The 24056-nt window shown below is 70.0% G+C and carries 25 protein-coding genes; 17 read left to right on the forward strand and 8 right to left on the reverse strand.

The genetic code is table 11. The features are described 5' to 3' along the window. Positions 1 to 53: 53 nt before the first annotated feature. A complete protein-coding gene (gene groL, locus MKK67_RS24580; protein ID WP_243970422.1) occupies positions 54 to 1697 on the forward strand; it encodes a chaperonin GroEL in 1644 nt (547 codons plus the stop codon). A 75-nt stretch (positions 1698 to 1772) separates the two neighbouring features. Here groL and MKK67_RS24585 read toward each other — a convergent pair whose 3' ends face one another. The 8 genes from MKK67_RS24585 to MKK67_RS24620 all read right to left on the reverse strand — a co-directional run bounded on the left by MKK67_RS24585 (position 1773) and on the right by MKK67_RS24620 (position 9802). Continuing rightward, positions 1773 to 2591, reverse strand: coding sequence for a prephenate dehydrogenase (locus tag MKK67_RS24585; protein WP_243970424.1), 819 nt, complete (start codon positions 2589 to 2591; stop codon positions 1773 to 1775). 342 nt (positions 2592 to 2933) lie between these two features. Continuing rightward, positions 2934 to 3443 carry a 5,6,7,8-tetrahydromethanopterin hydro-lyase gene (fae, locus tag MKK67_RS24590; RefSeq protein WP_243946719.1) on the reverse strand — a complete coding sequence of 170 codons (510 nt, stop codon included), beginning with the start codon at positions 3441 to 3443 and terminating at the stop codon, positions 2934 to 2936. Positions 3444 to 3682: 239 nt separating this feature from the next. Next, complete coding sequence (locus tag MKK67_RS24595; RefSeq protein ID WP_243970426.1) at positions 3683 to 4516, reverse strand: triphosphoribosyl-dephospho-CoA synthase; 834 nt, start codon at positions 4514 to 4516, stop codon at positions 3683 to 3685. After that, a complete protein-coding gene (locus tag MKK67_RS24600) occupies positions 4513 to 5421 on the reverse strand; it encodes a RimK family alpha-L-glutamate ligase (protein ID WP_243970428.1) in 909 nt (302 codons plus the stop codon). Before MKK67_RS24600 ends, MKK67_RS24595 begins: the two co-directional genes overlap by 4 nt. Positions 5422 to 5690: 269 nt before the next feature. Next, the gene (gene mch / locus MKK67_RS24605; protein WP_243970430.1) at positions 5691 to 6665 is read right to left on the reverse strand and encodes a methenyltetrahydromethanopterin cyclohydrolase; all 975 of its coding nucleotides are present in this window, start codon (positions 6663 to 6665) and stop codon (positions 5691 to 5693) included. Then, a complete protein-coding gene (locus MKK67_RS24610) occupies positions 6665 to 7813 on the reverse strand; it encodes an ATP-grasp domain-containing protein (protein ID WP_243970432.1) in 1149 nt (382 codons plus the stop codon). Before MKK67_RS24610 ends, mch begins: the two co-directional genes overlap by 1 nt. 22 nt (positions 7814 to 7835) lie before the next feature. Continuing rightward, entirely contained in the window at positions 7836 to 8729 is an 894-nt protein-coding gene (locus tag MKK67_RS24615) for an NAD(P)-dependent methylenetetrahydromethanopterin dehydrogenase (RefSeq protein ID WP_243970434.1), read from the reverse strand. Between the two features lie 92 nt (positions 8730 to 8821). Further along, positions 8822 to 9802, reverse strand: coding sequence for a beta-ribofuranosylaminobenzene 5'-phosphate synthase family protein (locus MKK67_RS24620; RefSeq protein WP_243970437.1), 981 nt, complete (start codon positions 9800 to 9802; stop codon positions 8822 to 8824). A gap of 307 nt (positions 9803 to 10109) precedes the next feature. Here MKK67_RS24620 and MKK67_RS24625 point away from each other — a divergent pair, with 307 nt between their 5' ends. The 16 genes from MKK67_RS24625 (at position 10110) to folK (ending at position 24054) form a co-directional block, all read left to right on the forward strand. Next, on the forward strand, positions 10110 to 11189 hold the full coding sequence (locus MKK67_RS24625; protein ID WP_243970439.1) for a formyltransferase: 1080 nt from the start codon (positions 10110 to 10112) through the stop codon (positions 11187 to 11189). Continuing rightward, positions 11183 to 12814: a formylmethanofuran dehydrogenase subunit A gene (locus MKK67_RS24630; protein WP_243970441.1), complete on the forward strand. Its 1632-nt coding sequence runs from the start codon at positions 11183 to 11185 to the stop codon at positions 12812 to 12814. The genes MKK67_RS24625 and MKK67_RS24630 overlap by 7 nt, the downstream gene beginning before the upstream one ends. A 264-nt stretch (positions 12815 to 13078) precedes the next feature. Then, positions 13079 to 14026 carry a formylmethanofuran--tetrahydromethanopterin N-formyltransferase gene (gene fhcD / locus MKK67_RS24635; RefSeq protein WP_243970444.1) on the forward strand — a complete coding sequence of 316 codons (948 nt, stop codon included), beginning with the start codon at positions 13079 to 13081 and terminating at the stop codon, positions 14024 to 14026. Positions 14027 to 14029: 3 nt separating this feature from the next. Then, the gene (locus MKK67_RS24640; RefSeq protein ID WP_243970446.1) at positions 14030 to 14824 is read left to right on the forward strand and encodes a formylmethanofuran dehydrogenase subunit C; all 795 of its coding nucleotides are present in this window, start codon (positions 14030 to 14032) and stop codon (positions 14822 to 14824) included. An 84-nt stretch (positions 14825 to 14908) separates the two neighbouring features. Then, positions 14909 to 15115, forward strand: a complete 207-nt coding sequence (locus MKK67_RS24645) for a hypothetical protein (RefSeq protein WP_243970448.1) — start codon at positions 14909 to 14911, stop codon at positions 15113 to 15115. Positions 15116 to 15161: 46 nt separating this feature from the next. Next, complete coding sequence (locus MKK67_RS24650; protein WP_243970450.1) at positions 15162 to 16796, forward strand: sensor histidine kinase; 1635 nt, start codon at positions 15162 to 15164, stop codon at positions 16794 to 16796. Beyond that, positions 16793 to 17497, forward strand: a complete 705-nt coding sequence (locus MKK67_RS24655; protein WP_243970453.1) for a response regulator transcription factor — start codon at positions 16793 to 16795, stop codon at positions 17495 to 17497. Before MKK67_RS24650 ends, MKK67_RS24655 begins: the two co-directional genes overlap by 4 nt. 221 nt (positions 17498 to 17718) lie before the next feature. Beyond that, the gene (gene pqqA / locus MKK67_RS24660; RefSeq protein ID WP_007564431.1) at positions 17719 to 17808 is read left to right on the forward strand and encodes a pyrroloquinoline quinone precursor peptide PqqA; all 90 of its coding nucleotides are present in this window, start codon (positions 17719 to 17721) and stop codon (positions 17806 to 17808) included. A gap of 49 nt (positions 17809 to 17857) precedes the next feature. Further along, positions 17858 to 18757: a pyrroloquinoline quinone biosynthesis protein PqqB gene (gene pqqB, locus MKK67_RS24665; protein ID WP_243970456.1), complete on the forward strand. Its 900-nt coding sequence runs from the start codon at positions 17858 to 17860 to the stop codon at positions 18755 to 18757. A 181-nt stretch (positions 18758 to 18938) separates the two neighbouring features. Then, positions 18939 to 20036, forward strand: coding sequence for a pyrroloquinoline-quinone synthase PqqC (pqqC, locus tag MKK67_RS24670; protein ID WP_243970458.1), 1098 nt, complete (start codon positions 18939 to 18941; stop codon positions 20034 to 20036). Further along, positions 20033 to 21178 carry a pyrroloquinoline quinone biosynthesis protein PqqE gene (gene pqqE / locus MKK67_RS24675; RefSeq protein WP_243970460.1) on the forward strand — a complete coding sequence of 382 codons (1146 nt, stop codon included), beginning with the start codon at positions 20033 to 20035 and terminating at the stop codon, positions 21176 to 21178. Before pqqC ends, pqqE begins: the two co-directional genes overlap by 4 nt. 41 nt (positions 21179 to 21219) lie before the next feature. After that, on the forward strand, positions 21220 to 21888 hold the full coding sequence (locus MKK67_RS24680) for a hypothetical protein (protein WP_279601817.1): 669 nt from the start codon (positions 21220 to 21222) through the stop codon (positions 21886 to 21888). Then, the gene (locus tag MKK67_RS24685; RefSeq protein ID WP_243970464.1) at positions 21869 to 22231 is read left to right on the forward strand and encodes a hypothetical protein; all 363 of its coding nucleotides are present in this window, start codon (positions 21869 to 21871) and stop codon (positions 22229 to 22231) included. Before MKK67_RS24680 ends, MKK67_RS24685 begins: the two co-directional genes overlap by 20 nt. Positions 22232 to 22370: 139 nt before the next feature. Next, positions 22371 to 23207, forward strand: coding sequence for a dihydropteroate synthase (gene folP, locus MKK67_RS24690; RefSeq protein WP_243970466.1), 837 nt, complete (start codon positions 22371 to 22373; stop codon positions 23205 to 23207). Further along, complete coding sequence (gene folB / locus MKK67_RS24695) at positions 23204 to 23587, forward strand: dihydroneopterin aldolase (RefSeq protein WP_243970469.1); 384 nt, start codon at positions 23204 to 23206, stop codon at positions 23585 to 23587. The genes folP and folB overlap by 4 nt, the downstream gene beginning before the upstream one ends. Beyond that, positions 23584 to 24054, forward strand: a complete 471-nt coding sequence (folK, locus tag MKK67_RS24700; protein ID WP_243970471.1) for a 2-amino-4-hydroxy-6-hydroxymethyldihydropteridine diphosphokinase — start codon at positions 23584 to 23586, stop codon at positions 24052 to 24054. Before folB ends, folK begins: the two co-directional genes overlap by 4 nt. Positions 24055 to 24056: the final 2 nt, after the last annotated feature.

The following is a 24056-nucleotide window of genomic DNA, read 5'->3' on the forward strand; positions in this document are numbered from 1 at the left end:
CCTTTGAGGCCGTCCGAGGCCTTGGGGTTCAATCCAACCACAAGAGGCAAACCATGGCAGCGAAAGACGTTCGTTTCTCCGCCGACGCCCGCGATAAGATGCTGCGCGGCGTCGACATCCTCGCCGACGCGGTGAAGGTGACGCTGGGCCCGAAGGGCCGCAACGTCGTGATCGAGAAGAGCTTCGGCGCCCCGCGCATCACCAAGGACGGCGTCACCGTCGCCAAGGAGATCGAGCTCGCCGACAAGTTCGAGAACATGGGCGCCCAGATGGTGCGCGAAGTGGCCTCGAAGACCAACGACATCGCCGGTGACGGCACCACCACCGCGACCGTGCTGGCCCAGGCGATCGTCCGCGAGGGCGCCAAGTACGTCGCCGCCGGCATCAACCCGATGGATCTGAAGCGCGGCATCGACCTCGCCACCGCCGCCGCCGTGAAGGACATCGTCGCCCGCGCCAAGAAGGTCTCGACCTCCGACGAGGTCGCCCAGGTCGGCACGATCTCCGCCAATGGCGACAAGGAGATTGGCGAGATGATCGCCCACGCCATGCAGAAGGTCGGCAACGAGGGCGTGATCACGGTCGAGGAGGCCAAGACCGCCGAGACCGAGCTCGACGTCGTCGAGGGCATGCAGTTCGACCGTGGTTATCTCTCCCCGTACTTCATCACCAACGCGGAGAAGATGGTCGCCGAGCTCGAGGATCCGTACATCCTGATCCACGAGAAGAAGCTGTCCTCGCTGCAGGCGATGCTGCCGGTGCTCGAGGCCGTGGTCCAGACCGGCAAGCCGCTGCTGATCATCGCCGAGGACATCGAGGGCGAGGCGCTCGCCACCCTCGTCGTCAACAAGCTCCGCGGCGGCCTGAAGGTCGCGGCCGTGAAGGCGCCGGGCTTCGGTGATCGCCGCAAGGCGATGCTGGAAGACATCGCGATCCTCACGAAGGGCCAGATGATCGCCGAGGATCTCGGCATCAAGCTCGAGAACGTGACGCTCACGATGCTCGGCCGCGCCAAGCGGGTGCGGATCGAGAAGGAGACCACCACGATCATCGACGGCGTCGGCGAGAAGGCGGACATCGAGGGCCGGATCTCGCAGATCAAGGCGCAGATCGAGGAGACCACCTCGGATTACGACCGCGAGAAGCTCCAGGAGCGTCTGGCCAAGCTCGCGGGCGGCGTCGCGGTGATCCGCGTCGGCGGCGCGACCGAGGTCGAGGTCAAGGAGAAGAAGGACCGCGTCGACGACGCCCTCAACGCCACCCGCGCTGCGGTGGAAGAGGGTATCGTCCCGGGCGGCGGCACCGCGCTGCTGCGCGCCAAGAAGGCGGTCGCCGAGCTGAAGTCCGACGTTCCGGACGTCCAGGCCGGCATCAAGATCGTGCTGAAGGCCCTTGAGGCGCCGATCCGTCAGATTGCCCAGAACGCGGGCGTCGAAGGCTCGATCGTCGTCGGCAAGATCACCGACAACACCTCTTCGGAGACCTACGGCTTCAACGCCCAGACCGAAGAGTATGTCGACATGATCCAGGCCGGCATCGTCGACCCGGCCAAGGTCGTGCGCACCGCCTTGCAGGACGCGGCTTCGGTCGCCGGCCTGCTGGTGACCACCGAGGCCATGGTCGCCGACGCACCGAAGAAGGATGGCGGCGCCCCCGCGATGCCGGGCGGCGGCGGCATGGGCGGCATGGACTTCTAAGTCCAAGCCAACCAGCGAGACGAGGAAAGGGGTCGCCGCGAGGCGGCCCCTTTTCCGTTGGGCGGTCCGATCCTTTCACGCTCCGGCGTGAGACCGGGCGATCGTCATGGACGGCTGTCTGGGGGCCAGGGCATCGTCGTCCCGGGCGAGATCGGCCTCGACCTGCGCGGCGAGTTTGAAGAAGCGCTGGCGGACCTCCGCGGCAAACGGGTTCGACCGCTCGATCGCCTCGAAGACTTCGGGCGCGTCATGCCGGACCATGTCGACCGCCTGCATGAGCAGTGAAAAGCTTCGTGTGGTCATCTGCGTGGGAAGCGGCTCCATAGCGACGAGCACCCGCGCGATCAGATGGGTCAGGCCCTGAACGGCTGCGGCCTCGCGGTCATGGGCTTCCGGCGTCGTGACGATCACCTTGAGCTTCAGCACCTTCCGAAGGAAGGCCGCGGCACGACGCCCCCGCCGTCCCGAGACCGGACACACGGCGATCTTCAGGCCGGCTATCCCGTCGACGGCACTCTGGGTTCCGAACAGGGGATGGGTGCCGAGGATCTCGACGCCGGCCGGCAATCCCGCCCGCATGATCGCGACGGGCCGCATCTTCACCGAGCCGACATCGACCACCAGCGTTCCCGGCCGGAGATGCGGGGCTATCGCGGCCACGACCTCGGCCAAGCGGGAAACCGGAACGGCGAGGATGACGATCGGGCAGCGTGCGGCCGCTTCAAGGCCGGTCCGCACGGCACCGTAGGTCTCGGAATCGGGCTCAGCCGGGCGCGGATCGTAGACGCGTAACGCCCCATGCGGCGCGAGGTGCCGGGCGATCAGGCGACCGAAGGCGCCGAAGCCGATGATCCCGATGGCCGGGCGGAGCTGAGTGATGTGGGAGGATGACACGGGGACCTCGGGCAGGCGCGAGGTCGGCGGATCATGAACAGGAGCAACCGCCGACGACGCAGCGGTTGGGCATGATAAGCAGGCCGCCGCTATGGGAGCGGCGGGTAATACGATCCGGTGCGGAGCAAGCTTGGCATGGTGGGTTGCCTCTAGGCCGTGCCACCTGGCGCGTCAACTGCACCGCCTCGACGGCAGGTTCGAGGGAGCCTGAAACCAAAAACGGGACGGCTTGCGCCGTCCCGTCGGTAGGTGTCGTTATCGACCTAAGAAGATCGAGGCCAGTCGCTGGAGCAGGCCCCGCGGTGCGGGCGGAGGCTCACTCTGCCCAGGACCGTCCCCGATCTAATTGGCGGCGAAGGGGTGCTGAGCCGAGTTGCGCTGCTCGGTGACGGTCGCGGCCTTCGGCTCGCCGTTCACGGCGCGCTGGATCGAGAGCTTGGTGGCCTCGTAGTTGTACTTCTGGATCTTGGCGTCGTCGGCCGCTTCCCAGTGGATGAACACGCCGACCAGGATGAACAGGTCGTCGGCCTCATCGGCCGGGATGATGCCTTCGGCAACGGCGTCCTGGACGGCCTTGGCAACGCCGTGCTGGGCCGGGCCGAACATCTGGACGGCCTGACGGGCGTCGTTGATGGTGACCTTGTTGAACATTAGGGTGTTCGGCTTGCAGGGCAGGTTCGGCGCGATGACCGCGAGCAGGCTGGTGAAGCCGTGCTTGTTGTTCACGAGGCCGTTGCAGAAAGCCGTCTCGGCGGGCGAGCCGCGCGGTCCGATGATCAGGTCGATGTGAGCGACTTCGTTGCCGTCGCCGACGAGGGCTTCGCCAACCTGAACCTTGGTGATCTTCGCCATTCGGTGTCTCTCCCTGGATTCCGAAATAGGGCCGCGGCGCCGGACGAGGCCAGCGGCCGGGAAGCCATCCTTGTTATCGGCGCCCGTCCCTCCGGCCGTGCCGGATGGGCCGAGCCGGTTGGGCCGGACAGCGCGCCGGACCCTACAGTGAGGCCCAGCGGCTCACAACCCGCGCAAGGCCCTGATGATGAGGAATTTCTTTGGCGCCTGGCCTCGAAATGCGGGAACTTTTCGACCTTTCACGCCAGGGCGGCCCCAGCCGATGCGAGCGCATCCCAGAACAGCGTCGCCACCGTGAAATCCGCGCTGGTGCCGGGGTTGAGCCCGCGCGCCTTGAGTGACGCGTCGAGGGCGAGCAGCGCCTCAACCGGCCGGGCGGCGAGGTCGAGCCCGGAGAGCGCGGCTTCCACCTCCCGGCGAACGCCCTCGGCCACCGACGCGCCGGCCTTGCGGGCGATGTGGCTGTCCAGGACGGAGCGGAGATAGGCGAGATGGATCGCCGTCGTGCACCAGGACGGATCGAGGCCCTGGGCACGCGCCTCGGCGAGCGCCGGCAGCCCGATCGCGCTGATGTCCGAGAAGCCGGTGCCGTAGGCGCGGGCGATGCGGTCCCGGTCGGCCGCTCCCGCCATGGCGGCGCGCAGGGAGGCGGGGGCCTCCGCCGCGACGTCGTGCTTCGCGGCCCGGCCGAGGCCGCCCGGGTTGGCGAGCCGGATCGCCGCGAACACCGCGGCCGAATCTGCAGCGTCGAGATCATCCAGCACCGCGCGGACGGTCTGGCCCCGCTCGGCAGCGACCGCGAGGGGCGCGCAGAGCAGGAGAATCCCGAGATTCGTGTTCTGGGCGACCGCCGCCAGGGTCGCGGCGATCCCGGCCCGGACCCGCTTGCCGACCCCTGTGCCGGCCCGCGCCAGTTCCGGCGCCGAGACATCGGCGCTGGTGACAAAATCGGCCACCACCATGCGATGGCCGGCGGCGTAGGCGTGGACGTTGCCGGGCTTCAGCGCGTCGAGCTCCGCCAGGCAGGCGGCACGGTAGAGCGTGCCGATCAGACCGGGGTCAAGGGCGCTCATGCCACCACGAGCCGCGGAACGCTGGCGCCCCGGACGGCGGCGAGAAAGCCCCGCACCACGGCGGCGGCGATGTCGGTCTCGCACACGGTCTGGAGGCCCGACCAGGCCGGCATGGAATTGACTTCGAGGATCGCGAAGCCGCCCTCCCCGTCCTCGACGAGATCGACGCCGGAATAATCGACCCCGACCGCGGCGGCAGCGGCCTCCGCCATCTCGGCGGCCGCGGGCGGCATCGCCCAGGGCAGCGGCCGGCCACCGCGATGGACGTTGGTGATCCAGCCGTCGCCCTCGCGGATCATGCCGGCGATCGCCCGGCCGTCGCAGACGAAGACCCGGTAGTCGCGCCACAAGCCGTCGCGCCGGGGCACGTAGCGCTGGAGATAGTAGACCCGGGCCACCGCCTCCTCGTCGGGCAGGTCTTCGGGCCGCTCGATCAGCGCGAGCCCCTCCCCCTGCGATCCGAACAACGGCTTGAGCACCAGCGGCGCGCCGGGGCGCGCCTCATGCGCCACGATCCCGGCGGCGGCTTCGCGCTTCGAGACCACCCAGGTCTCCGGTGTCGGCAGGCCGGCCCGGGCGATGAGGAGCGAAGTCGCCGCCTTGTCCACCGAGCGCTCGATGGCGGTCGGCGCGTTCCAGACCGTGACCCCGGCCGAGACCAGGGCGTGCAGCACGCCGAGCCGCATGGTGGTGGCCTCGAACGTGCCGCCCGCGATGGTCCGCAACAACACGCCGCCGGGTAGCGCGCCGGAAAAGCCAGGGACGCGCAGGGGCTCGCCGCCGCCTGTGGCGACGATCACGTCGGCCAGGGAGAACAGCACCGGCTCGACCCCCTGCGCCCGCAGGGCCGCCAGGAGCCGGGCCTTGTGCCAATTGCCGTTATCGGCCGCTAGGGCGATGCGCATGGATGGAAGACTCTCGCCAGCCCTCCCGCTCGGGGGAAGGCTTCGGTCGTTATGGTTTCGAGGCGCGATCGCGAAAGCTTGCCACGACGCGCCCCCTCTCCCGTGCGGGAGAGGGTTGGGGTGAGGGACCAGGTTTTTCCGGAGAGGTCGCACCCCTCACCCTGTCCCTCTCCCGAACGGGAGAGGGGACCCGCGCTTCATGCGGTCGGCGCCGTGACGCGGTTCACGCCGCTCTCTCAATAAAGCGCAGCCAGAAGGATCCGATCTGCCTACGCGAAGGACGCATCCACCAGCGTCGGCTCCAGGCGGCCGCCGCGATAGGTGGCGCCGGTGCGCACCGAGGTGACGATCGCCTCGGCGGGCGAGAACAGGGCGCCGTCGATCTTGTAGAAATCGCCGTTCACCTGCGAAAAGATCTCGGCGAACGGGGCGCCGTGGTCGCTCGACGTCGTGGAGGGGATCTGCTCGGCGAGCAGCTTGGCGTCGGCATCGTCGGCGTCGACGAAGAGCTGGACCCGGCCGCCATAGATGATCGCGTCGTTGGTCCGGCCCATCGCCTTGATGAAATCCGGGTGCGGTGGCGAGAGCGGCGCCGAGCCGATGCCGTCGACGATGGCGTGCAGGTCGAAGCCGACCGTGTGGGCCTTGTGCAGGGCCACTTCCAGCACCCGGGCGACCACTTGGGTCGAGCCGGCGAGGCTCTGGGTCGGGGCGAAGATGAAGGTGAGATCTTCCGGGCGCAGGCCGGCGGCCTCGGCGACCTTGGCGACCACGCTCTCGGGCGGCCCGCCGGCCGCTTCGAGGACCAGGGCGGTCTTGGTGGCCGAATCCCGGTAGCCCAGCTCCTGATACAGGTCCTCGACGGCCGCGACCGCGCGGCCCGGGCCCGAGCCGAGGGCGAAGAAGCCGGAATCGCCGGCCTCGTCGGCGAGGCTCCAGCCGGCATACTGGCTGCCGAGGCAGGCGAGCACCGGATCGGCCGCGTGGACGATCACGGAATACGGCCAGGAGGCGATCGGGCCGCTCGGGGCGATGGTCACGCTGCCGAGGCCGCCGAGGCAGATCTCGGCGATGCGCCGCCCGGCCTCGATCGAGCCCCGCGCCTGCGCGCCGGCATCGACCATCCGGGCTCCGCCGGCCGCCTGCGAGACCGACAAGCGCAGGGTCGCGGCGTCGGCCACGAACCGCTCGATCAGCGGCGCCGTCAGCGCGTTGACGCTGGGATAGGATTGGCTGGCACTCATCACAGGGCTTCCTCGGGGTGCGTTTTCTTTGCGGCCAGGGCAGCGTGCAGCTGCGCCGTCCGCGTGTTCAAACTGTCGAGCGCCGCCTGCCGGTCGGCCCCAAGGGCAAGCACCGTGCAGAGGGGCGCGTCGCGGCGGACCACCGTGCCGGGGCGCGGGCGGTCGCGCACGTGATCCGGCCAGGACAAGTCCGGGACGGGCGCATGCTCGCGCTCCGCGTAACAGATCTGCGCGGCTGCCGCATCCGCCGGTTGCGCGCCGAGTGTCGGCATGCCGCCGAGGCTCGCATCGATATGGACGGCCAGCAGGGGCGTACTTCGCCGATCCAGGATATCGAGGGTCGCGCCGGGCCGCGGATTGATCTCGGTGAGCCACCAGCCGGATTCGTCAACCAGAAAATCTGCGCTAGCGAGCCCGCGCAGGCCCGTCGCCGCGATGATTTTTTCAATGGCCTCTGCGACCGTGGCGAGCAGCGCGTCGGGGAGAAGCGGCGCCTCCGCAGCGCCGGTCGCGAGTGCGCCGCCGTAGCGATAGGGCCGGATCGGCGACGGCACGCACCATTGCTCGGTGCAGGCGAGCACCCGGATCGTGCGCCCATCGGCGAGGACATTCAGTGCATAGGGCCGGCCGGGGACCCGAACCTGACAATAGTGGCCCTCCGGCGCGGGCCCGCGTGTGGCCGGCCGGATATGGCTGCCTCCGCTGTCGCCGACCCGCTTGAGCAGCCAGCCGGACGGATCGGGCGGCGGGTCCGTGGCAATCGCCGGATGCGGGACGCCAAGCCGAGCGCAGAGCGCAGCGAACGTGAACGGATCCTTGAGCGCCGCGATGGCGCCGGCATCGGCGCCGATCAGCCGATGATTGTCCGCGATGCGGGCGACGAGGCCGGGGGCGTCCTCGAAGCCGCTGCCGAGGACGATGCCCATCGGCGATCCGGCCGCATCGGCCAGTGCGTCGATGGCCGCCAGGGTCGCCTCTGCGGCGATCGGGCTGCCGAAACGGCCCGGGAGCGGCCGGTAGGCTTCGCTCAGCGCCAGCGTGTCGGAATCGCCGAACAGGTCGGCCACGTAGGGGCGCAGGCCCGCTCGCCGGGCCGCCTGGGCGAGGGCGCGCCCGGCCTGTGCGGCGATCAGGATCGCCTGGGCCATGCCGGGATGCGCCGGTGCCGGCTCAGCCGGCGATCTCGACCGCCAGGGTGTAGGCGTCGCGGAAATCGAGGCAGAGCGGCGTGTCGGAGGCGAGCATCCGGTCGAACAGGCGGCGCTGCGTCTGGTACTTCACGTTGCCCACCGCCAGGGCGCCGATGCCGACGCCCTTGCCGGCCGGCAGGGGCACGTCGACCGCGTTGACGTCGATCCCGGCGATGCCGGCCGGCGGTACGGCGTTCACGTCGGAGGCGACGAGTAGCTTCGGGGCCGATTTCAGATCCTCGGCAGAGAGGATCGGGATGCCGGCCGGGCCGGCGGACAGAATCACGTCGGCGTCGCGGATGGCGAGGCGGCGATCCTCCGGCGTCGTGCCGTCGACGGCGCCGACCTCGGTGCCGAAACGCCATTTCATCGTGAAGGCGATCTTCGAGACCCGCTCCTCGCCGTCATGGCCGACCAGCACGGTCTGCGCACCCTGGAGCGCGCCGATCACCGCGGCCACGTAGGCCACGACGCCGGCGCCGCCGAAGATCACGATGCGCTTGCCGGTCAGGTCGGTGTTGAACTTCTGCCGCAGCGCCCGGGAGACCTGCGCGACCATGGCGGCGCCCGTGGTGAACGAGCCTGCCGGATCGGCGAAGACGTGGTTCACGAAGGGCGGCACGAAGGCCTTCTTGGCGCGGTCGACCATGTCGAGGGCGTCCTCGGCGTTCTTGCCGCCGATGAAGAGGCCGGTGCGGGTGCCGTCGGCCGGCGCCCGCGAGAAGATGGAATCCTGGGTCAGCGAGACCACATCGGCGAGGCTGACCTCCGTGTAGGTCACCACCGTCTCGAAGCCGGCATCGACGGCCATGTTCACGTCGAACGGGCTCATGTGCCGGAGCGGCGTCAGCATGTGGAGGATCGAGCGGGCCATGGCGTCCTATCCCGTGCGGCGCGCGTCGATCCGCGCCTGCTGTCCGTCCAAAACGCCCTGCGGACGCCGCGGTCAAGCCCGGGGGCGCCGGTTCAGGCCGCCGTGGTTATCGTGGCGCCGGTGTTGCGGCCCCGGGCGATCAGGAAGCGGAGCGGCCCGCCGCGATCGAGGCTCGCCACGAGGGCCTGCGCCTCCGCTTCGGAGGGCATCAGCACGAATCCGGTCGGCCCCCAGGACGACTGGCCGTAGCCCGGCACGCCCTGCGCGCCGGCATTCGCCAAAGCCTCCGCCACCGCGGCGCTGGCGTAGCGGCCGCCCTGGTGCGGGGCGAAGTGGTCGCCGATCAGGTCCTGGATTCGCGTGATGCCGGCGCCGAAACCCTGCGGCTCGGCGAGCGCCGCCGCCGGCAGGACCTGCATCAGCACGATCCGGCAGATCTCGGCGGCCTGCGCCTCGGGAAAGCGCGGGAGATCGCGGAACGCCTCCACCTCTCGCGTGCCGTGGACGCCGGCCATGCTCTGGTCGAGGATGAGGACGATCCGCCAGGCTTCGGGATAGGCGAGCCGTGCCGTCACCGGCGGCGGCGCGCCGTCGTCACCGCGGCCGCCATCGACGATCAGGCCGCCCTCCGTGAAGGCGCAGAGGCCGACGCCCGAGCGGTTGCCTCGATCGAGGCTGGCGGAGAAAGTTTTTGCGGAAAACGCGGCCCCATTGAGCTGCGCCACAGCCGCCGCCACCGCGAGGGCGAGCTGCGTGCCCGATCCGAAGCCGGCATGGGCCGGGATCGTCCGCTCGACATGGATGGCGACCGCATCCGGGCTGCCGAGATGGCCGGCGGCCGCCTGGGCGTAGCCGCGGACCCGGTCGGCTTCCGCGCCGGTGACGGATACATCCGCGGCCCGGCGGGCGGTAAGCGCCAGGGATGGTTCGTCGATGGCGAGCCCGATGCTGCCGAAGCGCCGGCCCAGGCCGCCATGCAGGTCCAGGAATCCGAAATGGAGCCGGGCCGGCGCCTCGACCCGGACGGCACCCTGCGCCGTACCCGCCTCGTTCCGCCCGGGAACCTCGCCCACGCCCATGCCCCTGAAACCCGCCGGCGAACCGCCCGACCGGCGCGCTTGTCCCACGCGGCAGGCGGCCGAAGCAACGGGATCGTACGGCCGATCGGTCGGCGTGTGCTCCGACCCCCCTTGCCGCGGCGGCCGGATGAATGCAAACCTAGGCCAGCGACGGCGCGCCGAGTTGCCGCCCGCCCGGATCTGCCGGGCGGTCGAGCCATTCCGATCCGGCGGGATCCCTTCCTTCGGAAGCGACCCGCTACGTCCGGTCTTACGGCCGTCGCCCGCTCCGAAGCCAAACAAGAACGTCGCGTGAGGGAGCATGGCAGCCTGGGTGAAGGGTGGCGCGACGGACGCGGGCACCGCCATCGAGGCGGCCGTATCCTTGCTCGCCAAGGCGCGCGCGCCGGTGATCGCCGGCCTCAGCGCCGATGTCGCCGCGATCCGCGCGGCCTACGATCTCGCGGGGCGCATCGGCGCCTCCATTGATACCGCCGGTGCGGTCGGTACCTATGCCGAGCTCGGCGCGCTGAGCCGTGTGGGTGCCATGACCTCGACGCCGGCTGAGGCGGTCGGCCGGGCCGATGCGGTGCTCGTCGTCGGCGCCGCGCCGTGGCGCACGCCCCTCCTGAAACGCTTGTCGGAGACGAAGCCGACGCGCGGGCGCGCGGCCGGGTCGGACCGCGCGCTCCTGGCACTCGGCGCCGGGGCCGATGGCGCCAAGGCAACGTTCTCCCACCCCGCCGAGGGCGGCTTGGCGGAGGCGGTCGCAGAATTGCGCGCCTACGGAAAAGGCCATCTCGCCGGTGACACGCCGCAGGCCAAGCTCCTGGCGCAGCTCACCGCGGGGCAATACGGCGTTCTGCTGTACGATCCCGCGGAGCTCGGCGAGCTCGGCGTGGAGATGCTCCAGACCTTCGCCATGGAGCTGAACGAGTCCACGCGCTGCTTCACCCTGGCGGTGTCGGGTGCGGACCAGGACCGCGCCGTCGTGCCGGTGGCCGCCTGGCTGACCGGGCAGGCGCCGCGCAGCGGGTTCGGCCGCCGCGTCCCGGAACACGATCCCTGGCGCTTCGATGTCGCCCGGCAGGTCGCCGCCGGCGAGGTCGATGCCGTGATCTGGCTCGCCGCCCTGCCGGTGCCCCGTCCCGATTGGCTGGCCGCCGTGCCGTCCGTGGGGCTGGTCGCCGAGGCCGAAGCCTCTTTCGCCGACGTGGTGATCGCGGTCGGCCGCCCCGGCCGGGACCTGGGCGGCGTCTTGTGGAACGAGCAGCGCGCCGCGCTGACCTACTGGCCGGCTACGGCACCGAAAGATCTGCCGTCTGCCGCGTCGGTGCTGGGCGCCCTGAAGGATCGCCTGGCCGAAGGTCGCGCCGCGTCGAGGAGTGAGCCCGCATGCTGAGCGTGATCCGGGGCGGGCGCGTCGTCGATCCGACCGCGTCCCGCGATGCCGTCGGCGATGTCTGGATCGAGGACGGCCGCATCGTCGATCCGGAGGGCCGGCAACCCGATCGGGTGATCGACGCGTCGGGCTGCGTCGTGATGGCCGGCGGCGTCGAGGTGCATTCGCACATCGCCGGCGGCAACGTGATCACGTCGCGCCTGCTCCTGCCCGACCTTTACGTGAGCGAGGCGTCGCCCGAGGGGCATCCCTTCGCCCATGCCGGCGGGGCCGCGGGCTGGATCGGCTCGACCTATGCGCGGATGGGCTACACCACCGCGGTCGAGCCGGCGATGCCGCCGACCCACGCGCTGGCGACCCAGCTCGAACTCGCCGACATCCCGCTGCTGGATCGCGGCGCGCTCACCGTGATGGGCAACGACGACCAGCTGCTGCAGCTGCTGCGCGAGCGCCAGGGCGGCAACGCCGTGCGCGATCTCGTGGCGCTCTCGGTCGCCACCTCGCGCGGGCTGGGCGTGAAGTGCATCAATGCCGGCGGCGCCTCCGCCTTCAAGGATGGGGCGTTGCGCCTGTCGCTGGATGAGGAGATCCCGGTTTACGGCCTCTCGACCCGGCAGATCATGGGCTCGCTGCTCGACGCGGTCGAGGCGATCGGCGTGCCGCACCCGCTGCACGTCCACTGCAACAATCTCGGCCTGCCCGGGGCGGACGATTCGTTCGTCGAGACCCTGGAGGCGGCCGAGGGCCGGCGCATCCACTTCGCCCACGCGCAGTTCTACGCCTACGGCGCCACCGAGGGCGGCGGCTTCCGCTCGGCTGCCGAGCGGATCGCGCAGGCGATCGCCGACAACCCGAACGCGACCCTCGATATCGGGCAGGTGGTGTTCGGCCAGACCGTGACGGTATCGCTCGACATCCTGCGCCAGTTCGCTGGCCGCAAGGGCGCCAACCCGAAGAAGTGGGTGCTGAATGCCGGCGATGCCGAGGGCGGCGGCGTGGTGCCGTTCCTGTACCGGCCGCGCGGCCCGACCAGTTCGCTGCAATGGGCGATCGGCCTGGAGATCATGCTGCTCTCCACCGATCCGGAGCGCACGATCCTGACCACCGACCACCCGAACGGCGGCCCGTTCACGCAGTATCCGCGCATCATCCACCTGCTGATGGACAAGTCCGAGCGCGACCGCGAGATCGCGACCCTGCCCGGCATCGTCGGCGAGCGGTCCGGCCTGCCTGGCCTGGAGCGGGAATACACCCTCTCGGAGATCGCCCAGCTGACCCGGTCCGGTCCGGCCAAGCTCCTGGGCCTCGCCGACCGCGGCCACCTGCGGCCGGGCGCCTGCGCCGACGTTGCGGTCTATCGCGACGATACCAACCGCACCGCGATGTTCAGCGCCGCCAAGCTCGTCCTCAAGGACGGCGTGCCGATCGTCGAGGATGGCGAGGTGGTCGAGTGGCGCGCTGGCCAGACACTGTCGCTCACGGTCGAGTCCGATCCGGCGATGGCCAAGCGTGCCGACGCCTACCTGTCCGACCGGTTCGGCGCGGGGCTCGACAGCTTCGCAGTGCCGGATGCGGCCTTCGACGCCGATGCGGACACCTTCGAGGCGGTGCCATGCCGGGTTTGACAGCCGCTACCGGCCCGTTTCCCGCTGCATATGCTGCCGGACGTGGCGCGGGTCCCCTCTCCCGTGCGGGAGAGGGACAGGGTGAGGGGTGCGACCTCTCCGGAAAGACCTTATCCCTCACCCCAACCCTCTCCCGCACGGGAGAGGGGGCACCTCGCGGTTCTGGTGAACCGATCTATGAAGGTCTCAGCGGGCCATCGGTCTTGAACAGGCCCGAGATTTATCTCGGGAGAGGGTTCGGGCTGTCGCGGAAGTCCCAAAACAATGTCTGAGCTCAGCCTCAACGGCATCCCGATCGTCGACACCTTCGCGGAGGCGTTCGACGTGGCCGGGACCGCCATCGTCGTCACCAACGACACCGCCAAGTGGGCCATGATCGCGGCCACCACCATGACGGGCTTCGCCACGTCGGTGATCGGCTGCGGCGCCGAGGCCGGCATCGATGCCGTACTGGCCCCGGAGGAGACTCCGGACGGGCGGCCGGGGGTGCGCATCCTGCTGTTCGGCTTCGAGCCGAACGGCCTCAAGGAGCAACTCATCAAGCGGGTCGGCCAGTGCATCCTGACCTGCCCGGGCACGGCCTGCTTCGCAGGCGTCGATGGTCCGAACAAGATCAAGCTCGGCGGTGCGATCCGATACTTTGGTGACGGTTTCGCCATCGCCAAGCGCCTGCCCGACGCCTCCGGCAAGGCCCGGCGCTACTGGCGCATCCCGGTCATGGACGGCGAGTTCCTCTGCGAGGATTCGGTCCGGGCCGTGGATGGCGCGGTCGGCGGCGGCAACCTGCTGTTCCTCGGCCGCACCCACTCCGAGACGCTGATCGTCGCCGAGGCGGCCGTGGAGGCCGCCAAGGCGGTGCCGGGTGCGATCCTGCCGTTCCCGGGCGGCATCGTCCGCTCGGGCTCGAAGGTCGGCGGCCGGACCAAGGGCATGATGGCCTCCACCAACGACGCCTATTGCCCGACCCTGAAGGGCCGAGCCGGCTCGGCGCTCCCCGCCGAGTGCGGCGTCGTGCTGGAGATCGTGATCGACGCCCTGACTTCGCAAGGCGTGTCCGATTCGATGCGGGCTGGGCTCCATGCGGCCACCAAGATCGGCGGCAAACACGGGCTGATCGCCGTCACGGCGGGCAATTACGGCGGCAATCTCGGCCGCCACCATTATCACCTGCGCGACCTGCTCGCGCGGGACGACGCCAAGACGGAGGGCTGAGCCTTGAGCACCCTCACCCTGCGCGAAACGCCGCCCGAGCGGCTCGACTTCCTGAACATCAACCCGCTGGCGCTGAGCCGCCTGTCGCAGGCCGAGGCCGAGCGCCTGGAGGTCGGGACGACCCGCACCGGCGTGCGGCTCGGCGACTGCTTCTCGGTGTCGCTCGACGGCTCCGACACCCTGACTATCGCGGGCGGCCATGAGCGCCTCGACCGGGTCGGCGCTTCCCTGTCCGAGGGCACGATCCGCGTTACCGGCGATGTCGGCCAGCGCCTCGGCGCGGGCATGGCCGGCGGCAGCCTGACCGTGACCGGCCATGCCGGCCCCTATGCCGGCGCCGGCGCCACCGGCGGCACCATCACCATCGACGGCGATGCCGGGAACTATGCCGGCGGAGCGGTCTACGCGGCCAAGGCCGGTCTCGACGGCGCGACGCTGATCATCCGCGGGACGGCCGGCGCTCATCTCGGCGATCGCATGCGGCGCGGCATTCTTTTGGCGGGCCGCGCCGGAGCGTATGCCGGCTCCCGCATGATCGCCGGGACCCTGGCGGCACTCGCGGTGGGCGACCATCCGGGCTACGGCATGCGCCGCGGCACCCTGCTGATCGGTTCACACGGGCGGCTGTCGCCGACCTTCGTGGAGACCGGGACGCACGACCTCGTGTTCCTGCGTCTCCTCGGCAAGACCCTCGCGGGCCTCAGCGCCGAGCATGCCGCGCTGCTCGACCGGCCGCTGCGGCGCTATTCCGGCGATCTCGCGACCATTGCCAAGGGTGAGATCTGGGTCGCGTCCTGACGCCGCCCTGGGCAGAGCGGCCGCGCGCGGCATATGCTCTGCCCAAGCCGGCCCAGACGAGGCCGGCAATCTGGGGAGACGCCCATGCTCCTGCTTCTGTCGATCTGCCTCGTCGCCCAGCCCTCGACCTGCCGCGAGGACCGGATCGAGATGTCCTACGAGGGCTCGAACCCGTTCATCTGCCTGCGCCATTCGCAGAGCGCGCTGGCGACCTGGCAGGCGTCCCATCCGGACTGGCACGTCGAACGCTGGCGCTGCGCCGCGCGCGGCAGCGTGCCGAAGGATCTGTGAGCGCGTCCCGCGATTGCGGGCGGAGGTTCTCGGCGGGGCGCAACCGATGCGCTCGCTGAAGCTTCGCTTCGCGCTGCTGCTCGGTGGCACCGCCATCGTGGTGATGCTGGCGGCCATCGCGGCGCTGGCCTCGATCGCCGCCGCCGAGCGCACCGTCGACCGCACCCTGGAGGCGCAGCGGCGCCTCGAATTGCTGGCCGAGTTGTCCGGCCGCCTGACCCAGTTCGGCTTGGCAGCGGTGGAGACCGTGGGCAATCCCGATGGGCAGCCCGAGGCCATGGCGATCGCGCGCGACAATGCCGACCGGGCCCTGGCCACGGTCGACGAGGCGCTGGCCAGGAGCTTCCCGCCGAGCGACGACCCGGCCGATCGCATGCAATACGCCGCGCGTACGCGCCCGATGGCGCAACTGCGCGCAGCCCGGGTCGTGCTCGACCGGCAGGTGGCCCGGATCAACCGGCAGACCGAATCCGACAAGCGCCAGGACGCGATCAAGGGCGCGCTCAACGGTTTCGGGGCGATGACCGGCCAGCCGCTCTCGTTCCTGATCGAGGCCGAGCGGCGCAGCATGGCGCTCGGGTCCGAACAGGCCCGAGCCCTGTCGGCGCGCCTGCGCGTGGCCGCGGCGGCGGCGGTGACGGCCGCCCTCGTTCTGCTGGCCGTGCTCTATCGCGGCGTCACTCGTCCGACCCTGGCCCGGATCGAGGAGGTCCGGCGTGCGGCGAGTGCCATCGGCCATGGGGCGCTCGACACGCGCCTCTCGGTGGCGACCCGGGACGAACTCGGCCTGCTCATGACCAACGTCAACCGCATGGCCGCGCGGCTCGCCCGCCGGGAATCGCGAGTCGCGGCTGACCGGGCGGCGCTGGAGGATACGGTGGCCGCCCGCACCGCCGATTTGCGTGCCGCCAATGCGCGGCTCGAAGCCGTCGATCGCTCGCGCCGGCGCTTCTTCGCCGATGTCAGCCACGAGCTGCGCACACCGCTCACCGTCATCCTCGGCGAATGCGACCTGGCGCTCCGCGGTGCCTCCCGAGGCGCCGATCCGGGGCCGGTCTTCGCCACGATCCGCAAGCGGGCGCAGCGGCTGAAACTGCGCGTCGAGGATCTGCTGCGCGTCGCCCGCTCCGAATCCGGCGAGATCGAATTCGACAAGCGCCCCCTCGGGCTCGCCTCGGTGCTGGCCGAGGCGGTCGACAACATGGCGTCCGAGGCCGCGCGCCGCCGGGTCGCCCTGAACCTCGAGCCCGGCAGCCAGGACGTGGAATGCCTGGCTGACCGGGAGTGGATCCGCCAGACCGTCGAGAGCTTGGTGGACAACGCCCTGCGCCATGCCAAGGGCCTGAGCCGGGTCGAGGTCGCGCTGTCGGCCGGGCCGGGCGCCCTCGCCCTGATCACCGTGACCGATGACGGGCCGGGTTTCGGCGCCTCGGAGGCCGAGCTGTTCGAGCGCTTCCGGCGCGGGGCGGGGCCGAGCCCGGATGAGACCGGCTTCGGCATCGGCCTCGCGCTGGCACGCTGGATCGTCGAGCAGCATGGCGGCACGATCCGCCTCGGCGCCGGCCCGGACGGGCGCGGGGCCCGGGTCAGCCTGGACATTCCGGCGCTCGATCCGGCATGGGAAACGGGCACGGCCGGGGATGCGGCCGGCGGCGCGCAGGTGAGGGAGTCGGCCGCATGACGCGGATCCTGATCGTCGAGGACGATATCGACATCCGGGGCCTGTTGGCCCGCGGCCTGGAAGCCGAGGGGTTCGAGGTCGGCACCGCGGCCTGCGTGGACGAGGCGCTGAAGGCCGCGCACGATCCGGCACCGGGTGCGGTCCTCCTCGACATCAACCTGCCTGACGGGTCCGGCCACGATGTCTGCCGCTCCCTGCGCGAGGGCGGCTTCCCGGGGGCGATCCTGTTCCTGTCCGCCCGCGACGAGATCCGCGACCGGGCCGAGGGGCTGGCGCTCGGCGCCGACGACTACATCATCAAGCCCTTCGTGTTCGACGAGTTGGTGGCGCGCCTGCGCACTCACCTGATGCGGCGCGAGCAGGCCGAGGCGCCGCGCTCGCGCATCACCGCCGGCCGGCTCCTGCTCGATCTCGACACCCGCCAGGCGAGCTGCGGCGAGGCCAGCGCGCGGCTGACACCGCGGGAGGCCGACCTGCTCGCCATGCTGATGGAGAGCATCGGCAAGCCGGTGTCCCGGGCCGACATTTTCGACCGGCTCTGGGCCAGCCAGGGCGGCGTCTCGCTCAACGTGGTGGACGTTTATATCGGCTATCTCCGCTCCAAGATGGCCGACTTCGTCCGCTACGGCGGGCCGGGATTGGTCACCGTCCGCGGCAAGGGCTTCATGCTGGAGCTGCGCGGTCCGGACTTCCGCCAATAAACGATTTTACTTAAGTCGAACCCGGTAACGTTTCTCGGGCGTATCTGGGCTTTTAGGTGGAGTCTCACGAAAAATTTGGGAGGATCCGGCAAGTTAGTGCTTGAAGACCGCAGCTGAATCGCCGATATCGGGGGCGCGCCGGAAACCAGAGCGCCATCAGTGTCTTAGAGGTTTCTTAGGAACCCGTGACGCTCGGTGAGGAACCCCCAAGGAGAAACACCATGAAGTGGGCTGCCCCCGTTGTGTCCGAAATCTGCGTCGGCATGGAAGTGACGAGCTACGAGTCGGCCGAGATCGACACGTTCAACTGAGCGTTTCGCAACGAAGTTTCCAGGGGCCGGGGATCGCGGGAGCCGCACCATGCGCATCGTGATCCTCGGCTCCGCGGCCGGCGGCGGCCTCCCGCAATGGAATTGCCGCTGCCCCAACTGCACCTTGGCGCGGTCCGAGCCCGACCGGGTGTGGCCGAGGACCCAGTCGAGCATCGCGGTCTCGGCGGACGGGTCCGACTGGCTGCTGATCAACGCGTCGCCGGACATCCGGCAACAGCTCTTCGACAATCCGCAGATGCACCCCCGTGAGGGCCTGCGTCACTCGCCGATCCGGTCCGTGCTCCTGACCAACGGGGACGTCGACCACGTGGCGGGTCTGCTGACCTTGCGCGAGGGCCAGCCCTACACGCTCTACGCCACCCGCGGCATCCTCGATTCCGTCAACGCCAACCGGGTGTTCGACGTGATGGCCGAGGGTGTCGTCGCCCGGCAGGCGGTCGCCATGGACCAGCGTTTCGAGCCCCTGCCCGGCCTTTTCGTCACGCTGTTTGCTGTGCCCGGCAAGGTGCCGCTCTGGCTCGAAGACGAGACGATGGAGATCGGCGCCGAGACCGAGACCACCGTGGGCGCCCTGATCGAGGCGAATGGCCGCCGCCTGGCCTACATCCCCGGCTGCGCCCGGGTGACGGACGGCCTGCGCGACCGGATCGCCTGCGTGGACGCGCTGCTGTTCGACGGCACCGTCCTGTACGACGACGACATGATCCGGGCCGGTGTCGGCACCAAAACCGGTTGGCGGATGGGCCATGTCCCGATGCGGGGCGAAAACGGTTCGATCGATGCGCTGGCCGGCACCGCCATCGGGCGTCGGGTCTTCGTCCACATCAACAACACCAACCCGGTCCTGGTCGAGGGCTCGCCCGAACGGGCCGATGTCGAGGCGGCGGGCTGGACCGTGGCGCATGATGGGCTGAGCCTGGCCCTCTGAGACATGTTCGACCGGCCGTTGGGTGCAGACCGCGCCGGCACTATATCGACTCCGAGCCCGGACATTCGCCCCGCCGGGGCCGCGTTCTGAAAGACGGTCTCCGGCTATCGGGACGAGGCTCTCAACGAGGGCGGGATCGGAGTACAGGAAACGCGACCCGAGAACGGATCCCGGACACGCCATGAACGCAGTCTTCCCGACCCCCTCGCCAACCCCCGACGCCGCCGACAGCCAGCGCCTTCTGAGCCCGGACGAGCTTGAGGCGGCTTTGCGCGACATCGGCGCGCGCCGGTACCACATCCTGCATCCGTTCCACCGGCTCCTGCACGACGGCAAGCTTTCGAAGGACCAGGTCCGGGCCTGGGCGCTCAACCGATACTATTACCAGGCGATGATCCCGGTGAAGGACGCCGCGGTGCTCGCCCGGATGACCGACGCGTCCCTGCGTCGGATCTGGCGTCAGCGCATCGTCGACCATGACGGCGACCATCCGGGCGACGGCGGCATCGAGCGCTGGCTGAAACTGGCCGAAGGCGTCGGCTTCGATCGCGACTACGTGCTCTCGACCCGGGGCATCCTGTCAGCGACCAAGTTCTCCGTGGAGGCCTATGTCCACTTCGTCGCCGAGAAGAGCCTGCTGGAGGCGATCGCGTCGTCGCTGACCGAGATGTTCTCGCCGACGATCATTTCCGAGCGCGTCGCCGGGATGCTGAAGAACTACGACTTCATCACGAAGGACACGCTCGCCTATTTCGACAAGCGCTTGACCCAGGCGCCGCGCGACGCCGACTTCGCCCTCGACTATGTGAAGACGCACGCGACGACGCCCGCGCTGCAGCGCCAGGCGATGGACGCGCTGACCTTCAAGTGCAACGTGCTCTGGACGCAGCTCGACGCCCTGTACTTCGCCTATGTCGCTCCCGGGATGATCCCGCCGGATGCCTGGACGCCGGGGACCGGCCTCGTCGCTGAGGCGCCGGCCTCTCAGGCGGGTGCCGGCGTGCGCAAGATGGTGGCGGACGACCGGCCGCGCCTGCCGCGCGGCGTGCGGCTGCGTCATGACGAGACCCGCGGCAAACATGTCCTGCTCGCCCCCGAGCGGACCTTCGATCTCGACGACAACGCCGTGGCGGTGCTGAAGCTCGTGGATGGCAACCGCAGCGTCGCGGTGATCGCCGACGAGCTGGGCCGGACCTATGCGGCCGACCCGCGGGCCATCGAGGCCGACATCCTCGTGATGCTGGACGGCCTGGCGGAGAAACGGGTCCTGGAGCGATGAACGCACTGACGCCGAACCGGCCGGACCTGCCGGCGCCGGTGGGTCTGCTCGCGGAGCTGACCCATCGCTGCCCCCTGCGCTGTCCCTACTGCTCCAACCCGCTGGAGCTCGACCGCCGGTCCGGCGAGCTCGACACGGCGACGTGGCAGCGCGTCCTGACGGAAGCGTCGGGCCTCGGCGTCCTTCACGTCCACCTGTCCGGGGGCGAGCCGACGGCGCGCAACGACATCGTCGAGATCACCAAGACCTGCGCGGATCTCGGCCTCTACTCGAATCTGATCACCTCCGGGGTGGGCGGCGCGCTGTCCAAGCTCCAGGCCCTGTACGATGTCGGGCTCGACCACGTGCAGCTCTCGGTGCAGGGCGTCGACGCGCAGAACGCCGAGCGGATCGGCGGTCTCAAGAATGCGCAGCCCCAGAAATTCGAATTCGCCGCCAAGGTGGTCGAACTCGGGCTACCGCTGACGCTGAATTCCGTGATCCACCGCGGCAACATCCACGAGGTCGAGGGCTTCATCGACCTGGCCGTGAAGATGGGCGCCAAGCGCCTCGAAGTGGCGCACACGCAGTATTACGGCTGGGCCTATGTCAACCGCGCCGCCCTGATGCCCGACAAGGCGCAGGTCGATGCTTCGATCCGGATCGTCGAGGCGGCGCGCGAGCGGCTTAAGGGCCAACTCGTCATCGACCTCGTCGTGCCGGACTATTACGCGAAGTACCCGAAGGCCTGCGCCGGCGGCTGGGGCCGCAAGCTGATGAACGTCACGCCCCAGGGCAAGGTCCTGCCCTGTCACGCGGCCGAGACGATCCCCGGCCTCGAATTCTGGCACGTCACCGAGCATTCGCTCGGCGAGATCTGGCGGGATTCGCCGGCCTTCACCGCCTATCGCGGTACCGACTGGATGCAGGAGCCCTGTCGCTCCTGTGACCGACGCGAGAAGGATTGGGGCGGCTGCCGCTGCCAGGCCCTGGCGCTGGCCGGCGATGCCGCAGCGACCGACCCCGCCTGCTCGCTCTCGCCGCTCCACGCGAAGGTGCGCGCGCTGGCCGTCGAAGAGGCGGCCGAGACCCCGCCGGATTATGTGTACCGGACGATCGGCAGCAACGTCCGGTCGCCGTTCAAGGAGGACGTCAACTCGTGAAGCTTCTCGCCACGACAGCCGTCGCGCTGGTGCTGGCCGCGATGCCAGCGCTCGCCGAAGAGGCGCCCAAGCCCGCGGCTGCGGTCACCTCGGTCAATGCGGCGGCCCCGCCCAGTGCGGCCGACCTGCTGTTCGAGCAGCCGCACATGAAGAACGCGGCCCCCGGCTCGACGATCACGTATGATTATCTGCGCCGGTCCGGCATCGCCAAGGGACCGTTCGGACCGCCCCTGTCGGATACGGTCACGCTCACGCTGGAGCCCGGGAAGAGCCCGGAGGCCCGCGACATCCGCGTGGCCATGTTCTCCGGCCTGAACCGCGTACCGGCCGGTCCGTTCGAGGACATGAGCGGCAACCCGGTGGTCTCGCTGTTCCTGGAGAACCACCTCCGGTCGCTGGCGAAGGTGCTGGAAGCCAATCCGCGCTACCTGAAGCTCGCGATCCGCAAGGGTCTGCGCGAGGCGGCGACCGTGACGCCGACCAAGGTTTCGGTGGGCGGGCGCGAGGTCGATGGCTGGCGGGTCGAGATCCAGCCCTTCGCCAAGGACGCCATGGAACAGCGCATGCGCGGCCTGGACAAGATGATCTACACCTTCATCACCGCCCCGGAGGTGCCCGGCGAGATCGTCTCCATCGAGGCGTCGTCGAAGAACGCCGAGGGTGGCGAATTGCTCGAGGAGAAGCTGAGCTATGATCAGAAAGCTGGCTGAACGCGGCGCGCTGGCCGCCCTCGCCCTCACCCTGTCGGGCCTGGCCGGCTGGGCAGCCGAGGAGAACGACTATCCCACCGACGCGCGGGTCGATTATGTCTTCGGCTGCATGGCGGCCAACGGCCAGACCCGCGAGAGCATGCAGCGCTGCTCCTGCTCGCTCGACCAGCTCGCCGCGATCCTGCCCTACGACAAGTACGTTCAGGCGAGCACGGTCCTGTCCATGCGCCAGGGCATCGGCAACCGCGCCAACGAGTTCAAGTCGACCAAGATCTTCGACGACAAGGTCGCGGATCTGCGCCGCGCCCAGGCCGAAGCCGAGATCCGCTGCTATCGCGGATGATGACTCAAAGCACGCTGCGGAACAGTGGAATTCGGTTTTCCGAAATCAGCATGCTTTGGTGATGACGGCCGGCGTTGCGCTGGCCCGTCGTTTCGATCACACCGGGTCCCGAACCGCATCCGCGAACGGGACCCGATCCGTGCCCCCCTCCCCCCGCCTATCCGACCTGCTGCCCGGCCTCGGGGCCCGCACGCTGGTGATGGGCATCCTGAACGTCACGCCGGATTCCTTCTCGGACGGCGGCCTGTTCTCCGGCGAGGCCGAAGCGGTGTCGCAGGCCGAACGGCTGGTGGCCGAGGGCGCCGCGATCCTCGACATCGGCGGTGAATCGACCCGGCCCGGCCATGTTCCGGTACCGGCCGAGGACGAGCAGGCCCGCGTCCTGCCGGTGATCCGGGCGCTGGCGCCCCGGCTTTCCGTGCCGATCTCGATCGACACCTACAAGGCCTCGACCGCCCGCCTCGCCCTCGAAGCTGGGGCCCGCATCGTCAACGACGTCTGGGGCCTGCAGCGCGAGCCCGACATCGCTGCCGTCGCGGCCGCACATGGCGCCCCGGTGGTGATCATGCACAACCGCGAGACCATCGACGCGGATCTCGACATCGTCGCCGACATGCGGGCCTTCTTCGAGCGTTCCCTCGACATCGCCCGCCGCGCCGGCCTCCCGGAGGGCGACATCGTGCTCGATCCGGGAGTCGGCTTCGGCAAGACCTGGTCGCAGCACCTGGAGGCGCTGCGGCGCCTGCCCGAGATCCGGGCGCTCGGCTTTCCGGTTCTGGTCGGCGTCTCCCGCAAGTCGCTGCTCGGGCGCCTGCACGACCGCGAGACCCGGCCCGCCGACCGCCTCCACGGCTCGCTCGCCGCCCACGCCCTGGCGGCGACGCTGGGGGCCGACATCGTGCGGGTGCATGATGTCGCCGCCCATATCGACGCCATGCGGGTGGTCGACGCCGTGATGCGGCCGGAGGCCCGATGAGCAGCCAGCTGGACCGGATCGAAGTCGCACGCATCGCGGTGTTCGGGCGCCACGGTTTGCTGCCCGAGGAGGCCGTGCTCGGCCAGCGCTTCTACATCTCGCTGGAGGCGGGGCTCGATCTCGCGCCGGCCGGCCGCTCCGACGATGTCGCCCATACGGTGAGCTACGCGGACCTGACCCAGATCGCCGTCGAGATCGCCACCGAGCGCCGCTTCAACCTGATCGAGGCCCTGGCCGAGGCCATCGCCGCCGCCATCCTCGATCGCTTCGCGCCCGTGGAAACAATCACGGTGCGGATCGACAAGCCGAGCGCGCCGGTTCCGGCGATCCTCGACGGGGTCAGCGTCGCGATCACGCGTCGGCGGGAACAGCGCGCGTGAGAGCCTATCTCGGGATCGGCAGCAATATCGGCGACATGGCCGCGATGCTCGACCGCGCGGTCGCGGGGCTTGCCGCGACGCCCGGTATCACCGTGGTCGCCCGGTCGGCGGACTATCGCACGCCGCCCTGGGGCAAGACCGACCAGCCCTGGTTCCTCAACGGCGCGGTCGCCATGGATACGGATCTTGATCCGCACGGGCTGCTCGATGCGTGTCTGTCCGTCGAGCACACGCTCGGGCGGATCCGCGAGGAGCGCTGGGGTCCTCGGGTGATCGACATCGACGTGCTGGCCTACGAGGGCGCGACGGTCGACGACGCCCGACTGGTGCTTCCGCACCGCCACGTGCGGGAGCGCGCCTTCGTGCTGGTGCCCTTGGCCGAGATCGCGCCGGACCTCGTCATCGGCGGCGAGCGCGTGGCCGACGCCCTGGCGAAGCTCGACCAAGCCGGCATCGAGCGGATCTAGGA

The sequence above is a fragment of the Methylobacterium sp. J-072 genome (assembly GCF_022829425.1).
GTDB lineage: Bacteria > Pseudomonadota > Alphaproteobacteria > Rhizobiales > Beijerinckiaceae > Methylobacterium.